Consider the following 14,860-nt stretch of genomic DNA (forward strand, 5'->3'; position numbering starts at 1 on the left):
ATCCACCCACAACGGTACCGGCCATCATCCCGGCCAGGGCGGCGGAGTGACCGATGTCATCCCCAACGCGTGCGGCTGCAAACATAACAACTCTCCCTGTTGTCAGGCGTGGGGACGAAAGCTTTTGAGCAGGTGGATGTAAGCAGCCAGGGCTTCGTTTGCATCAAGGCTATCTGTCGCGCGTCCTAACGTATGTTCCAGATAAATAGGGTTCTCTGTTGCTCAGGCATTAAATACTTCAGGCAGAACATGTCAATTGACGAGGCGGGATAACGCGCTATTAATTTGATTTAGGGCAGGGTTGCTGTTGAAATTTAAAAATTCAGACAGCTATGGATCATCTAAAAACAGGGTGAATCTATATGACTGATTTTTAGAGGAATCGTTAATAAAGGCGAAAAAAATCCACGCCGAAGCATGGATTTTTGTTGTCTGCGATTTACTTCGCTATCTGTGGATTCACGCAGTTCTTCTCTACCTTGCCGTTGAGGGCGTCGATCAGGTTATCGACGGCGCAGGCGGCCATGTTGTAGCGCGTCTCGTGCGTTGCCGAGCCGATATGGGGCAGGGCAACGACGTTCGGCAGGCTCAGCAGCGGCGAATCCACCGGCAGCGGCTCCTGCTCAAAGACGTCCAGCCCGGCGGCGTGGATCTCACCGCTTTTCAGCGCCGCAATCAGCGCCTGCTCATCTACCACCGGACCACGGCCCGCGTTAATAAAGATGGCGGACGACTTCATCTTCTTAAACTGCTCTGCGCCAATCATATGGTGCGTTTCGTCGGTCAGCGGCAGCACCACGCAAACGTAGTCTGACTCCTGCAGCAGCGTGTCGATATCGCAGTAGCGGGCCTGGAAACGCTCTTCCGCCTCGCTGTGATGACGGCGGGCGTTATAGAGGATCGGCATGCCGAAACCAAAGTGTGCCCGCTGCGCCAGCGCCAGACCGATGCGGCCCATCCCGATGATGCCCAGCGTTTTGTGATGCACGTCGATACCGAACCAGTCCGGGCCAATACCCTGTTTCCATTCGCCTGCTTTCACTCGCTCCGCCACCTCCACCACGCGTCGGGCGGTGCTGAGAACCAGCGCCATCATGGTATCGGCAACCGTCTCCGTCAGCACGGTAGGGGTGTGCATCAGGAAAATGCCCCGCGCGTTCAGGGCATCAACGTCGAACTGATCGTAGCCAACCGACACGGTGGAGGCGGCACGCAGCTTCGGCATCTTTTCCAGCAGCGCCGCGTCCACTTTCTCACTCGAACCCAGCAAGCCCTCTGCATCTGCAAACGCCTCCGCGTTTTTTTGTACCGTCTCCGGGTCGAGATTGTCGACCTGGGTGACGGTAAAGTGGTCTTCCAGACGCTGATGCAGATCGTCAGGCAGTGCTTTGTACAGGATGATGGACGGCTTCATGCGTATCTCCGTAATCAATGGGTTGAGGGGCGTCCGGCGCGCATCATGCGGGCTGGAGCCTGTTGATTATTGGCAGGCTTAACAATCAAAGTAAGCCATACCGAAACAAAAAGTGCCACCCCCATAAAAATGTACGATGCGGACGGGCTGCCGGTGGAACCGTTGAGATAGCCCACAAACCACGAGCCAAAGAAGGAGCCGAGTGCGCCCATGCTGTTGATTAATGCCATAGCGCCGCCCGCCACGTTACGCGGCAGCATCTCTGGGATGATGGCAAAGAAGGGGCCGTAAGGGGCGTACATCGCCGCACCGGCGATCACCAGCAGGGTATAGGAGATCCAGAAGTGGTTTGCACCCACCGCCCAGGAGCCAATAAAGGCGAAGGCAGCGATCAGCAGCAGCGGCCAGACGAACAGCTTACGGTTTTGCAGCTTATCAGAGGCCCAGGAGGCGAGGATCATCGCAATGGTCGCGGCCAGGTAGGGGACAGAGGAGAGCCAGCCCACTTCTACCATGCCTAAGTTTGCGCCGCCGCTGCGGATAATCGACGGCAGCCACAGCACGAAACCGTACACGCCGATGCTCCAGGCGAAGTACTGCATGCAGAGCAAGATAACGTTGCGCGAGCGGAAAGCTTCACCATAGTTACGTACCGCTTTGATACCCTCCTGCTCTTTCTCCAGCTGTGCTTTTAACGCGGCCTTTTCATCGTCTGCCAGCCACTTCACCTGCTCGGGCTTATCTTTTACCAGTACCCACCAGCAGAATGCCCAGATGATGGCCGGAACGCCTTCAATAATGAACATTTCACGCCAGCCGAAGGACTGGATCAGGTAGCCGGAAACCACCGACATCCACAGCACCGTGACCGGGTTACCGAGGATCAGGAAAGTATTGGCCCGGGAACGTTCGGATTTGGTAAACCAGTTGCTGATGTAGATCAGCATGGCCGGCATGACCGCCGCCTCCACTACGCCCAGAATAAAGCGAATGGCAGCCAGCATCGGGATATTATTGACCACGCCGGTCAGCGAGGCGCACGCTCCCCACAGGATCAGGCAGATAAAGATCAGCTTGCGAACGCTGCGACGCTCGGCATAGAGTGCGCCGGGGATCTGGAAGAAGAAGTAACCGAGGAAGAAGAGCGCGCCCAGCAGCGATGAGATGCCTTTGGTAATGCCCAGATCCTCGTTAATACCGGCAGCGGACGCGAAGCTGAAGTTGGCCCGGTCAAGGTAGGCCAGGCTGTAGGTGATAAATATAATCGGCATAATGTACAGCCAGCGTTTAGCTGCATTGGTCGAACTTTTCATAGGCTTGCCTCGAATGTTGAGGTTTATGCTGCCTCTGTTGTGTAGGGTACAGAGGATCTGTAATTAGAACGTTTCTGCGAGCTGCGCCCGCGTCGGTAAGCCTTCGCTGTCGCCAGGAACCTGGATCGCCAGCGAGCCAATCTTATTCCCGCGTGCTACCGCCTGCGGGAAGGTTTTTCCCTCCAGCAGGGCGCTGATCACCCCAACGGCGAAGCCATCTCCTGCGCCAACGGTATCGACGACGTTATCTACCCTGACGGCGGCAACCGCGCCCTGCTCACCGGCGGCGGTTTTGAACCATGCTCCGTCGGCACCGGTTTTAATCACCACCGCTTTAACACCCCGATCCAGATAAAAGTCCGCCATGGCCTCCGGCGTGCTTTTGCCCGTCAGGATGGCGGCCTCTTTCAAGCCTGGCAGCACCCAGTCGGCCTGGAAGGCGAGACGGTTCAGCTTCTCAACCATCTCCGCTTCGCTTTTCCACAGCACCGGACGCAGATTAGGATCGAAAGAGATCGTTTTTCCCTGCGCTTTCATGGTGCTTGCTGCATGATCCAGAAGATCGTAAGCGCTGGCGGACAGCGCCGCCGCCACGCCGCTCAGGTGCAGGTGCCGTGCTCGGCTAAACGTTGCTGTATCAAAGTCATCACAAGAGAGGTGACTGGCGGCAGAGCCTTTGCGGAAGTACTCCACAATGGGATCGGTTCCATTTTCCGCCCGCGATTTCAGCTGAAAACCAGTGGGATAGCGTTCATCAACGGTGACGCTCTCGCTGTTGATACTCTCTTTTTGCAGCGAGCTGAGCACGAAGCGGCCAAAGCTGTCGGATCCGACGCGGCTGACCCAGCTGACGTTGAGACCCAGGCGGGCGAGGCCGGTGGCGACATTAAGCTCCGCGCCTGCGACGCGCTTGATAAAGGCCTCGGCTTCGGCCAGTTCGCCCGGCTCGGTGGCGACAAACATCGCCATCGCTTCGCCAATGGTGATGACATCCAGGGCGTTATGCATGATGAAACTCCTCGCGTAACCAGGTGACGTAGCGGCGCGTGACGGCGGTCAGATCGCGCCCTTCAAGAGGGAATTCGATACCGCGCGGTGCGTCAGCGGGCAGAGCGTCAAGCAGCGCCTGCCAGCGCGGATCGTCATGGTCTGGCGGCACGGCACGCCAATGGAAATGATGAGCCTGGGCAGCCTTCACGTGGACATAGCTCACGGCAGGGGCCAGCAGGCGCGCGGCCTCTTCCGGGGACTCGTCCACCCACAGCCAGTTGCCCATATCAAAGGTCAGCGTCACGGGAAGATCCAGTACCTTGCAGGCGGCGCTGAAGCGCTGCATTGGCGCAATTTTGCCGCACTCGGTCTGATCGTTTTCGACCACCAGCGCCATGCCGCTTTCGGCCAGCAGGGCGCGCAGCGGTTCAAGGGTCGATTTGTGCTGGAAATGGCCGAGGGAGACTTTCAGCCACAGGGCGTTAAGGGCATGGGCCTCCTGCAACAGCGCCGGCAGCAGCGGGTTCAGCGTGCCGTCGGGCAGGCAGAGCGGCTCTGGCGCGGAGTAGCAGGCCAGCAGACCGTGTTTCGCAATGGCGGCGGCCAGCGCGGGCAGGCTCTTCAGCTCCTGCGGGCTAAACAGCTCCCGGCGGATTTCGACGCCATCCGCACCGCCGTTAGCGATAAAGGGGAGCACCGCCACCTGCCCGCCCAACTGGGTCAGGCGGTCATGGCCGTAGGCGGCGGTGACAACAATAATTTTTCTTTCCATCTGGTCACTCCAGCGTTAACTCTTGCCTTAACGCTAGATGGAACCGGTTCCAAAGAAAAGTTCGCTATCTCTAAAGCATGATCGTCGTCACGAAGGTTATCAGAGAGACGTTGAGCCACGCACAATCAGTTCGCCGGAGAAGAGCTGCTCGCGAACAGTATTGTCACTCCCGTCGATGCGGCGTACCACCTGCTCAACGGCGGCGTAGCCAATCTGCCAGGTGGGCTGCTTGAGGGTGGTAATGCCGACGCCTGCCAGCTCGGCCCACTCCAGTTCGTCAAAGCCGAGCAGGCCAATGTCGCTGCCCCAGTGCAGGCCGATGCGTTTGAGCGAGCGGGCCACCTGAAGGGTTAACGCGCCGTTGGCAGAGATCACCGCTTTACGCATCCCGCGATGGCGGGCGTGGAACTGCCGCAGGGTGTTATCGATCTGTGCGGCCTCGTGCAGCACCGTCTCGGCGTTTTCCGCCACCACGCCGGGGTAGCGGGCCAGCGTAGCGCGAAAGGCGCTCAGGCGCTCGCGGCGGGTATTGACCGTGCCGAGCGGCTCGCTGAGAAACAGCAGCGCCTCAAAGCCCTGCTGGATCAGGTGCTCGGTGGCGGTGGTGGCGGCCTGGGTATTATCCAGCCCCACCACGTCGCAGGCGAAATCAGGGATCTTGCGGTCGATAAGCACCATCGGCAGCGCCGACTGCTGCAGGCGGTTTAGCGCCTCCTCTCGCATCCCCACGGCGTTGACCACGATCCCTTCTACCTGATAGCTGCGGAGCAGATCCAGGTAGTGCTGCTCCCGGTCCAGCTCGTTATTGGTATTACAGACCAACGGCGTAAAACCCTTCTCCCGGCAGGCGGCCTCGATGCCGCTGAGCACGTTGACGGAGTAGGGGTTAGTGATATCGGCGATGATCAGGCCAATCAGACGAGTGCGGCCGCGCTTGAGACCCTGCGCCATCAGGCTGGGACGGTAGTCGAGGGTGGCAATGGCGTGCTCTATGCGCAGACGCAGATCCTCAGAGAGCAGATTCTGCTCACCGTTGAGGTAGCGCGACACGCTGGTTTTACCGGTTTTCGCCGCTTTTGCGACATCGCTGATGGTGGGGCGTTGTGATTTGCTCATCGCTGATTTCCCTGGCTTTAGTGAGAATACCTTAGCGAGAAAATCGGCCTAAGCAAGTTATTTGCCCGGTGGCGCTAGCGCTTACCGGGCTTACAGGAGCGAGCGTCTCTGTTTACTGCGTTGGGCTAAGCGTGATCTCGACGCGGCGGTTCTGCGCCTTGCCCTCTTCGGTGCTGTTGCTGGCGATCGGGTTCGCCGGGCCCATGCCGCTGGTGCGCAGGCGAGTAGCGTCTACGCCCTGGGTAATCAGCGAGCTGGCAACCGAGTCGGCGCGCTGCTGTGACAGACGCATATTGAGATCCTTGCCGCCGGTGCTGTCGGTGTAGCCCACCACGTTCACCGCCGTTTTCGGATACTCTTTCAGCACCATCGCCACGCCGGTCAGGGTGTTAGCACCCGCCGGTTTCAGGGTCGCGCTGCTGCTGTCGAAGGTGACGTTGTTCGGCATGTTAAGCACGATGTTGTCGCCGTTTCGCGTCACGCTCACGCCGGTTCCCTGCATTTTCTCGCGCAGTTTAGCTTCCTGCACGTCCATATAGTAGCCCGCACCGCCGCCAAGCGCCGCGCCTGCCGCTGCGCCAATCAGCGCACCTTTACCGCGATCTTTCTTCGAGGAGGAGAGGACGCCTACGCCTGCGCCGACCAGCGAGCCAATGCCCGCGCCGATGCCAGATTTACCTGCTTCACGTTCGCCGGTGTAGGGGTTAGTCGTACAGCCAGAAATTGCCATGGCACCGCATACTGCGGCGGCAATCATAATGACGCGTTTTTTCATTGTTTATCCTTAAATACGTTTTCGTTCTAAGCCACTGCAAGGTGGTGGTTGATTATGACGCCTGAATAGGGTGAAAATTTCCGGAAAGAATCTGAATTTTGTAAATAACATTGAATGGCCTGTATAAAGGGTCATCACACCTGCATCTACGACCGGAGAGCACGCGCTTTGGCAAACACAACAATTAAAACGGTTCTGACCGCGGCCCACTGGGGGCCTATGCTGGTTGAAACCGATGGCGTACAGGTTCTGAACTCACGCGGCGCGCTGCCGACCGCCCATCCGAACTCGCTCCAGACGGCGGTGCGCGACCAGGTTCACAGCAAGACCCGAGTGCGTTTTCCTATGGTGCGCAAAGGCTTTCTCGCCTCGCCGGAGAGCCCGCAGGGCGTTCGTGGCCAGGATGAGTTTGTGCGCGTTAGCTGGGACGAGGCGCTGGATCTGATCCACGCCCAGCATAAGCGCATTCGCGATAGCTACGGTCCGTCATCAATCTTTGCTGGCTCCTACGGCTGGCGCTCCAACGGCGTGCTGCATAAGGCGGCGACGCTGTTACAGCGTTATATGAGCCTTGCCGGCGGCTATACCGGTCACCTGGGGGATTACTCCACCGGCGCGGCGCAGGCGATCATGCCCTATGTCGTCGGGGGCAATGAGGTCTATCAGCAGCAGACCAGCTGGCCGCTGGTGCTGGAGCACAGCGAAGTGGTGGTGCTCTGGAGCGCTAACCCGCTTAATACCCTGAAAATTGCCTGGAACGCCTCGGATGAGCAGGGCATCGCCTTTTTTGATCGGCTGCGGCGCAGCGGCAAGCGGCTGATCTGCATCGATCCTATGCGATCGGAAACGGTCGACTTCTTCGGTGACAGCATGGAGTGGATCGCCCCGCATATGGGGACTGACGTAGCGCTGATGCTCGGCATTGCTCATACCCTGCTGGAGAACGGCTGGCAGGACAGCGACTTCCTGACGCGCTGCACCGAGGGCTATGAGGTCTTTGCTACCTACCTGAGCGGCGAGAGCGACGGCGTAGCGAAAAGCGCCGAATGGGCAGCAGCGATTTGCGGCATTGAGGCGGAGAAAATTCGCGAGCTGGCCAGGCTGTTCCATGAAAATACCACCATGCTGATGTCGGGCTGGGGAATGCAGCGTCAGCAGTATGGCGAGCAGAAGCACTGGATGCTGGTGACTCTGGCAGCGATGCTGGGGCAGATCGGCACGCCGGGCGGCGGCTTTGGTCTCTCCTACCACTTTGCTAACGGCGGCAACCCGACGCGGCGGGCGGCGGTGCTGGCCTCGATGCAGGGCAGCGTGCAGGGCGGCGTGGATGCGGTCGATAAGATCCCGGTGGCGCGCATCGTCGAGGCGCTGGAAAACCCTGGCGGCGCGTACCAGCACAACGGCATGGACAGGCACTTCCCGGATATTCGCTTCATCTGGTGGGCCGGTGGCGCGAACTTTACCCATCATCAGGATACTAACCGGCTGATCCGCGCCTGGCAGAAGCCGGAGCTGGTAGTGATCTCAGAGTGCTACTGGACCGCCGCCGCGAAACACGCGGATATCGTTCTGCCGGCTACCACCTCCTTTGAGCGCAACGATCTCACCATGACTGGCGACTACAGCAACCAGCATCTGGTGCCGATGAAGCAGGTCGTGGCCCCGCAGGACGAAGCCCGCGACGATCTGGCGATCTTCGCTGACCTGAGCGAGCGCTGGGAAGAGGGGGGCCGGGAGCGCTTTACCGAGGGCAAAACCGATCTGCAGTGGCTGGAAACCTTCTATGAGATCGCTGGTCAACGCGGCGCGAGCCAGGGCGTGACCCTGCCGCCGTTTGTAGAGTTCTGGGAAGCCAATCAGCTGATTGAGATGCCGGAGAGCGAGCAGAGTGCGCGTTTCATCCGTTTTGCCGACTTCCGCCGCGATCCGCAGGCGAATCCGCTGAAAACCGACAGTGGTAAGATCGAGATCTACTCAAAACGCATTGCCGGCTACGGCTACGCGGATTGTCCGCCGCACCCGATGTGGCTTGCGCCAGTGGAGTGGCACGGCAACGCCGAGTCCGGACAATTGCAGGTGCTGTCGGCGCATCCGGCGCACCGTTTGCATAGCCAGCTGAGCTACAGCGAACTGCGCGAGCGGTACGCGGTGGCCGGGCGTGAACCCATCACCCTGCATCCCCAGGATGCGCAGGCGCGCGGGATTGTTGCCGGCGACGTGGTGCGCGTGTGGAACGGGCGCGGGCAGGTGCTGGCGGGTGCGGTCGTGACCGAGGGCATCCGCCCCGGGGTGATCTGCATTCATGAGGGCGGCTGGCCGGATCTCGACCCGGCGGCGGGCGGCATCTGTAAAAATGGCGCGGTCAACGTGCTGACGCGGGATCTTCCCACCTCGCGGCTGGGCAACGGCTGCGCGGGCAATACCGCCCTGGCATGGGTAGAGAAGTATACCGGTCCGGCACTGACGCTTACGGCGTTTGATCCGCCTGCCAGCTCATGATCCACGTCGGGTGCTGCGTTTCATCCTGCCATGCGCAATCCTCAATTCGGAACCCGCAGGCATGGTAGAAGTGCACCGCCCGGGTGTTCTTCTGGTACACCTCCAGACTGAGCTGGGGGTGGCGCTGCATGACATGTTCCAGCAGCCCCCGACCAATGCCCCTGCCGATGGCGGCAGGGCGTACGAAGAGCGCGCCGACAAAGCGCGCATCCATCACGCTGACAAACCCCTGTAGCCCTGCGTTGTCCTCCCACACCCAGGTGGTAGCGTTGGCAAGATAGATATCCCGCACCATAGGGATGCTCTCTTGCCAGTAGCTCTCCCGGATAAAGGGGTGGGCAAAGGCGGTGCTCTCCAGCCACAGCTGCAGCAGCGGAGCGCTATCTTTACGATGCCATTCGTGGATCATCCTCGCCTCCTGGATGGCAGAAACAGCCGGTAATATGATCGTTGACCAGGCCGCAGGCCTGCATAAACGAATAGCAGATGGTGGTGCCGACAAACTTAAAGCCGCGTTTTTTCAGCGCCTTTGACAGAGCATCTGACTCCGGGGTAGAGGTGGGGATTTCGCTCAGGGTGGCCGCCTGGGTCACGCGGGGTGGATGCCCGGCAAATGACCAGACAAATTCACTAAAGGACTCGCCGCTCTCCGCCATCGCCAGATAAGCGCGGGCGTTGCCGATAATGGCCTGAATTTTCCCCCGATGGCGAATAATGCCCGCGTCCTGCATCAGGCGCTCGACCTCCTCCTCCTGCATCGCCGCCACGCGCTGCGGATCGAACTGATGGAAACAGCGGCGGTAGTTTTCCCGCTTCTTCAGCACCGTGATCCATGACAGTCCGGCCTGCTGGCCTTCGAGGCAGATCATCTCAAACAGCTTTTGGCCGTCGGTTTGCGCAACGCCCCACTCCCTGTCGTGATAGTCGATGTACAACGGGTCCTGACTGACCCAGCCACAACGTTGCATATTCCGCTCCCTTTGTTGCTGTGAATCACAAAAGAAATCACTGCCGCTGGCTTGACGTCCCTGGTAAAGAGACAATATTTAATACAGGGTTTTAAGCCCACCAAGAACGATAACAATAATGCCGAATTCGGCTCTCTTCTGGAGTCGCATTGATGAACACTAAAAAATTCAGTGGCCGCCGCCTGGCGATAGCGTCTGTTTGCGTGTTTTTCTGCCACACGGCGAATGCCTGGCAGCAGGAATATATCGTGATAGACCCGCAAAGTAATATGACCGATCGCTATACATGGGATAGCGATCACCAACCACGCTATGACGATATTCTGGAGGAGCGTATCCGGTCAGGACAGAACCTGCCTGGTGCCACCTTTAACCTGCCCGATGATAACCCACTCGACGCCACCAGTACGATGAGCATGGGGTGGAATTTTCCACTGGCTTACAGCGTCACCACCGGGCCGGTGGCCGTCTGGCATTACGACAGCTCAACCTCAACGATGTTTAATGAGTTTGGCGACAGTCCAGCCAACCTGCAATTTAGCGATCCGCTATGGCATGCCAGCGTCAGCTCCGTAGGCTGGCGGGTAGACAGCCACTTTGGCGATCTTCGCTCGTGGGCGCAGGTTAGCTACAACCAGCAGTTTGGCGAAAATCAGTGGAAGAGCCAGTCGGGCCTCAATCGCCTCTCTGCGTCCAGCCAGTATGGCAACTGGATGGACGTCACCTTTGGCGCGGATATGCTGCTCAATCCGCATCTTGCAGCCTACGCCGCTATGTCGCAGTCAGAGAACGACGTCACCGGGCAGAACTATCTCTACAGCATGGGCGTGAGCGCGCGGTTTTAGTACCTGTTTTAAACAAGTGATTAACATTTAAACTACACGGCTGGCGCGCCTGGCGTTGATAGTACCCACTAACTTATACGCTAAAAAACGCAGCGGCCGACAGGGGCGCTGCCATTCATTCCCTCTCCAGGGCATTTCATTCCCTCCTCGCTGCATTTCATGCCTTTTTTCACCCGGCATGAAATGCGCTTCGCTATCGTTGACGGCAGAGAATTTCTTAATTTCCTTATGCAGGAAGACTGCCATGAACACATCAACCGCAAATCGCACTCGCTGGCTAACCCTTGTCGGCACCATCATCACTCAGTTTGCCTTAGGATCGGTCTACACATGGAGCCTGTTCAACAGCGCGCTGGCAGAAAAGCTCGATGAGCCGGTAAGCCAGGTCGCCTTCTCCTTTGGCCTGCTCAGCCTGGGCCTGGCGATCTCCTCGTCGGTGGCCGGGAAGCTGCAGGAGCGTTTTGGCGTTAAGCGCGTCACAATGGCCTCCGGCATCCTGCTTGGCATTGGCTTGATGCTCACCGCGCATGCCAACAACCTGATGATGCTCTGGCTGAGCGCTGGCGTGCTGGTGGGCCTGGCCGATGGCGCAGGCTACCTGCTGACCCTCTCCAACTGCGTTAAATACTTCCCGGAGCGTAAAGGGCTGATCTCGGCGTTCGCCATTGGCTCCTACGGTCTTGGCAGCCTCGGCTTCAAGTTCATCGACAGCCAGCTGCTGGCGACCGTGGGCCTGGAGAGCACCTTTATGATTTGGGGTGCGATTGTGATGGGTATGATCCTGTTTGGCGCGATGTTGATGAAAGACGCCCCGCAGCAGAAAGTCACCATGACTAACGGCGTGGTCGAAAACGACTTTACCCTGGCGCAGTCCATGCGTAAACCGCAGTACTGGATGCTGGCGGTGATGTTCCTGACCGCCTGCATGAGCGGCCTGTACGTGATTGGCGTAGCGAAAGATATCGCTCAGGGCATGGTGCATCTGGATATGGCTACCGCAGCCAACGCGGTAACGGTGATTGCTATTGCTAACCTGACAGGCCGTCTGGTGCTGGGTATCCTCTCTGACAAGATTGCCCGTATCCGGGTGATTACCCTCGGTCAGGTGGTTTCGCTGGTGGGCATGGCCGCGCTGCTGTTTGCTCCGCTCAATGCGATGACCTTCTTCGCCGCCATTGCCTGCATCGCCTTTAACTTCGGCGGCACCATTACCGTATTCCCGTCGCTGGTGAGCGAATTCTTCGGGCTGAACAACCTGGCGAAAAACTACGGCGTGATCTACTTGGGCTTCGGTATCGGCAGCATCTGCGGTTCGATTATCGCCTCGCTGTTCGGCGGCTTCTTTATTACCTTCTGCGTCATTTTTGCCCTGCTGATCCTCTCTCTGGCACTCTCTACCACCATTCGCCAGCCGCAGAGCAAAGTGTATAAACAGGTGCATGCCTGACGGCTTTTCGTGCGGTAATCCTCCCGGGACGGGTGACAGCGACTATCTTTAGTGATTAGCGCTTCCAACAAAAAGGAGTCACCCGATGTCTTTAGAGAAAGTGGTTTACCGCGCGAAAGCAAAAGCAACCGGCGGCCGTGATGGCCGCGCTGTCTCGTCTGATGGCGTGCTGGATATTAAACTCGGCGTACCCAAAGAGATGGGCGGGGCAGGTGGCGAAGCGACCAACCCGGAGCAGCTGTTTGCCGCAGGCTACTCGGCCTGCTTCCTTGGCGCACTGAAGCACGTCGCCTCGCAAGAGCAGAAGAAAATTCCGCAGGATGCCTATATAGAAGGGCAGGTAGGTATCGGGCCGATCCCGACCGGTTTTGGCATTGAGGCCCAGCTGGATATTCACCTGCCGGGCATGGATCGTCAGGAAGCGGAAGAGCTGGTACAGAAGGCGCATGTCGTTTGCCCGTACTCTAATGCCACCCGCGATAACATCGACGTTACCCTGAACGTCATCACCTCTTAATCTTTTTTCTGCCTCTCTCGATCCGGTCATATTTTTGTAAATATCTGACCGGATCACATTCCTCATGACACTTTTTTGAAGCCTTGTGGTCTACTATGCCGCGCTTTAAGAAGTTACCTGGTTTGACTTCCATCGCACTCTATTAACCTGCCTGCTGGTGAAAGACACAGTATGTAGGTGCTTTTATTGATTCCCTTTTTACAGGGCAGCTTGCATGAGATATATCAAAATCATGACGCAGCAGAGGCTTAGCTTCTTGCTGGCGTTATACATCGGCCTGTTTATGAACTGCGCCGTCTTCTTCCGCCGTTTTGACAGCTATGCGCAAGATTTTACCTTTTCCAAAGCCTGTGCCGTGGCGATTGAGCTCTTCGGCACGGTACTGATCACCTTCTTTTTACTGCGTGTGCTTTCGCTGCTGGGCCGCCGCGCCTGGCGCGTGCTGGCCACCCTGCTGGTGCTGTTCTCCGCCGGGGCCAGCTACTATATGACCTTCCTGAACGTGGTGATTGGCTACGGCATTATTGCCTCGGTAATGACCACGGATATCGACCTCTCGAAAGAGGTGGTGGGCCTGCACTTTGTGATTTGGCTAGTGGCGGTCAGCGCGCTGCCGCTGCTGTTTATCTGGAGCAACCGCTGCCGCTACACCCTGCTGCGCCAGTTGCGCACGCCGGGACAGCGCTTGCGCAGCGTGACGCTGGTGGTGCTGGCCGGGCTGATGGTCTGGGGGCCGATCCGCCTGATGGACATGCAGCAGAAGAAGGTCGAGCGCAGCACCGGCGTGGATATGCCGAGCTACGGCGGCGTGGTGGCGAACTCCTATCTGCCGTCCAACTGGCTGTCGGCGCTGGGGCTGTACGCCTGGGCGCAGGTGGATGAGTCTTCGGACAACAAATCGCTAATGAACCCGGCAACAAAGTTCACCTACGTACCGCCTAAAGACCTGGAGGATACCACCGTGATCTTTATCATCGGTGAGACGACCCGCTGGGATCATATGGGCATCTTTGGCTACGCGCGTAATACCACGCCTAAGCTTGCTCAGGAGAAGAACCTGGCGGCGTTCCGCGGCTACTCCTGCGATACGGCCACCAAGCTCTCGCTGCGCTGTATGTTTGTCCGGCAGGGCGGGGCAGATGAGAATCCGCAGCGTACCCTGAAGGAGCAAAATATCTTTGCGGTACTTAAGCAGCTCGGTTTTTCATCGGATCTCTATGCGATGCAGAGCGAGATGTGGTTCTACAGCAACACTATGGCGGACAACATCAGCTACCGGGAGCAGATTGGCGCTGAGCCGCGCAACCGGGGCAAGCACGTGGATGACATGCTGCTGCTGGATGAGACTAACATTGCGTTGCAGAACAACCCAACCGGTAAGCACCTGATTGTGCTGCATACCAAAGGGTCACACTACAACTACGTGCAGCGCTATCCGCGCAGCTATGCGCAGTGGACCCCAGAGTGCGTAGGCATTGATAAGGAGTGCAGCAAGCAGGAGCTGATCAACGCCTATGACAACTCGGTCACCTACGTCGACAGCTTTATTACCAAAGTTATCGATCAGGTGCGGAATAAAAAGGCGATCGTCTTCTACGCTGCCGACCACGGTGAGTCGATTAACGAGCATGAGCACCTGCACGGTACGCCGCGTAACATGGCGCCGCCGGAGCAGTTCCGCGTGCCGATGATGGTGTGGATGTCTGACAAGTATCTGGAGAACCCGGAGAAAGCGAAGATGTTTGCCCAGCTCAAGCAGCAGGCGGCGATGAAGGTGCCGCGCCGCCACGTTGAGCTGTATGACACTATTATGGGCTGTCTGGGTTACACCTCGCCGGACGGCGGGATCAACCAGAACAACAACTGGTGTCGTGTGCCGGACAAGGCTGCGAAAGCGAAGTAAGCCGCATGGTGAGTTTCTCACCGATCGAATGGCTTTTTTACAATAAGGGATTGACGCTTGGGGTTGCCAGCAGTAAGATGCGCCCCGCATTCGGTGATTGGCGCAGCCTGGTAGCGCACTTCGTTCGGGACGAAGGGGTCGGAGGTTCGAATCCTCTATCACCGACCAAATTTGAAAAGCCTGCTTTTAAAGCAGGCTTTTTTGCATCTGTGCCTGAGAGGATGAGAACCTCCGGGGGCAAGGAGGTTCGACTCGAGCGCAGCGAGAGAGCGTTGCTTTAGCAACGACCCGCAGGGCGAGT

The 14,860-nt window shown here is 58.2% G+C and carries 15 protein-coding genes, 1 tRNA gene and 1 other RNA gene; 7 read left to right on the forward strand and 10 right to left on the reverse strand.

What is annotated here, in order from left to right:
* The 7 genes from WFN61_RS21010 to WFN61_RS20570 form a co-directional block, all read right to left on the reverse strand.
* On the reverse strand, positions 1-85 hold an 85-nt coding region (locus WFN61_RS21010), incomplete at its 3' end, for a hypothetical protein (protein WP_442961854.1).
* Between the two features lie 354 nt (positions 86-439).
* Positions 440-1,414, reverse strand: coding sequence for a glyoxylate/hydroxypyruvate reductase GhrB (ghrB, locus tag WFN61_RS20545; RefSeq protein WP_144817916.1), 975 nt, complete (start codon positions 1,412-1,414; stop codon positions 440-442).
* 14 nt (positions 1,415-1,428) lie between these two features.
* Positions 1,429-2,727, reverse strand: a complete 1,299-nt coding sequence (locus WFN61_RS20550; protein WP_042394009.1) for an MFS transporter — start codon at positions 2,725-2,727, stop codon at positions 1,429-1,431.
* 63 nt (positions 2,728-2,790) lie between these two features.
* Positions 2,791-3,735, reverse strand: a complete 945-nt coding sequence (locus WFN61_RS20555; RefSeq protein ID WP_238082453.1) for a sugar kinase — start codon at positions 3,733-3,735, stop codon at positions 2,791-2,793.
* Positions 3,728-4,489 (reverse strand): sugar phosphate isomerase/epimerase family protein, encoded by a 762-nt coding sequence (locus WFN61_RS20560; RefSeq protein WP_313448760.1) that lies wholly within the window; start codon positions 4,487-4,489, stop codon positions 3,728-3,730. Before WFN61_RS20560 ends, WFN61_RS20555 begins: the two co-directional genes overlap by 8 nt.
* Positions 4,490-4,588: 99 nt before the next feature.
* The gene (locus tag WFN61_RS20565) at positions 4,589-5,605 is read right to left on the reverse strand and encodes a LacI family DNA-binding transcriptional regulator (RefSeq protein WP_312283244.1); all 1,017 of its coding nucleotides are present in this window, start codon (positions 5,603-5,605) and stop codon (positions 4,589-4,591) included.
* Positions 5,606-5,717: 112 nt separating this feature from the next.
* The gene (locus WFN61_RS20570; protein ID WP_144817920.1) at positions 5,718-6,380 is read right to left on the reverse strand and encodes an OmpA family lipoprotein; all 663 of its coding nucleotides are present in this window, start codon (positions 6,378-6,380) and stop codon (positions 5,718-5,720) included.
* Positions 6,381-6,494: 114 nt separating this feature from the next.
* Between WFN61_RS20570 and WFN61_RS20575 the strand changes: the two genes are divergently transcribed.
* The gene (locus tag WFN61_RS20575; RefSeq protein WP_337039142.1) at positions 6,495-8,879 is read left to right on the forward strand and encodes a molybdopterin guanine dinucleotide-containing S/N-oxide reductase; all 2,385 of its coding nucleotides are present in this window, start codon (positions 6,495-6,497) and stop codon (positions 8,877-8,879) included.
* On the opposite strand, the gene WFN61_RS20580 is transcribed toward WFN61_RS20575, so the two are convergent.
* Both WFN61_RS20580 and tag read right to left on the reverse strand, forming a co-directional pair.
* A complete protein-coding gene (locus WFN61_RS20580) occupies positions 8,848-9,288 on the reverse strand; it encodes an N-acetyltransferase (protein ID WP_257758771.1) in 441 nt (146 codons plus the stop codon). The genes WFN61_RS20575 and WFN61_RS20580 overlap by 32 nt on opposite strands.
* Entirely contained in the window at positions 9,266-9,847 is a 582-nt protein-coding gene (gene tag, locus WFN61_RS20585; protein ID WP_312235204.1) for a DNA-3-methyladenine glycosylase I, read from the reverse strand. Before tag ends, WFN61_RS20580 begins: the two co-directional genes overlap by 23 nt.
* 152 nt (positions 9,848-9,999) lie before the next feature.
* Between tag and WFN61_RS20590 the strand changes: the two genes are divergently transcribed.
* Positions 10,000-10,692, forward strand: a complete 693-nt coding sequence (locus WFN61_RS20590) for an autotransporter domain-containing protein (RefSeq protein WP_144817924.1) — start codon at positions 10,000-10,002, stop codon at positions 10,690-10,692.
* A 27-nt stretch (positions 10,693-10,719) separates the two neighbouring features.
* Here WFN61_RS20590 and WFN61_RS20595 read toward each other — a convergent pair whose 3' ends face one another.
* Positions 10,720-10,938 carry a hypothetical protein gene (locus WFN61_RS20595; RefSeq protein ID WP_144817925.1) on the reverse strand — a complete coding sequence of 73 codons (219 nt, stop codon included), beginning with the start codon at positions 10,936-10,938 and terminating at the stop codon, positions 10,720-10,722.
* Between WFN61_RS20595 and WFN61_RS20600 the strand changes: the two genes are divergently transcribed.
* From WFN61_RS20600 to WFN61_RS20620, 5 genes are all read left to right on the forward strand, one after another.
* A complete protein-coding gene (locus WFN61_RS20600) occupies positions 10,937-12,139 on the forward strand; it encodes an L-lactate MFS transporter (protein WP_337039143.1) in 1,203 nt (400 codons plus the stop codon). The genes WFN61_RS20595 and WFN61_RS20600 overlap by 2 nt on opposite strands.
* Positions 12,140-12,224: 85 nt before the next feature.
* A complete protein-coding gene (locus WFN61_RS20605; RefSeq protein WP_042394035.1) occupies positions 12,225-12,656 on the forward strand; it encodes an organic hydroperoxide resistance protein in 432 nt (143 codons plus the stop codon).
* A 214-nt stretch (positions 12,657-12,870) separates the two neighbouring features.
* Positions 12,871-14,559: a kdo(2)-lipid A phosphoethanolamine 7''-transferase gene (gene eptB / locus WFN61_RS20610; protein WP_313572749.1), complete on the forward strand. Its 1,689-nt coding sequence runs from the start codon at positions 12,871-12,873 to the stop codon at positions 14,557-14,559.
* A gap of 91 nt (positions 14,560-14,650) precedes the next feature.
* Positions 14,651-14,727: transfer RNA gene (locus tag WFN61_RS20615), tRNA-Pro, on the forward strand.
* 32 nt (positions 14,728-14,759) lie between these two features.
* A non-coding RNA gene (locus tag WFN61_RS20620) (RtT sRNA) lies at positions 14,760-14,860 on the forward strand; the annotation flags it as partial.

This window comes from Pseudescherichia sp. AS216 (assembly GCF_037152055.1).
Classification (GTDB): domain Bacteria; phylum Pseudomonadota; class Gammaproteobacteria; order Enterobacterales; family Enterobacteriaceae; genus Pseudescherichia.